Source organism: Chryseobacterium sp. SIMBA_028, from assembly GCF_046535285.1.
GTDB lineage: Bacteria > Bacteroidota > Bacteroidia > Flavobacteriales > Weeksellaceae > Chryseobacterium.
The window spans coordinates 1-266 of record NZ_JAWRWZ010000356.1 but is presented as its reverse complement, the minus strand read 5'-3'; the positions used below and the strand labels follow the sequence as shown (position 1 = coordinate 266).

General features: G+C 41.0%; 1 pseudogene. It reads left to right on the top strand.

Annotated elements, in window-relative coordinates:
- Nucleotides 1–36 precede the first annotated feature (36 nt).
- A pseudogene (locus tag SCA31_RS23750) lies at nucleotides 37–266 on the top strand (SAM-dependent methyltransferase); the annotation flags it as partial.

Genomic DNA, 266 nt, shown 5'->3' with positions numbered 1-266 from the left:
AAGTGACGAAGAAAAGCCATTCCAACTGGATTTTTAATGAAAAAAGTAGCCAAACTTTTATTAAATACCATTCCGCGTCCCATGCTTATCAAAATGAGTATTTGGGCAAGGCCGCTTATCTATCAGTTTTTTAAAGGAGACGAATTTTATGATCCTATTGATGGAAAATCATACCGCAAATTTCTGCCTTACGGCTACGGAACCCAACGGGAAAACGCACTGTCGCCGGGAACATTGAGTTTGGAAAGACACCGTCAGATGTGGCT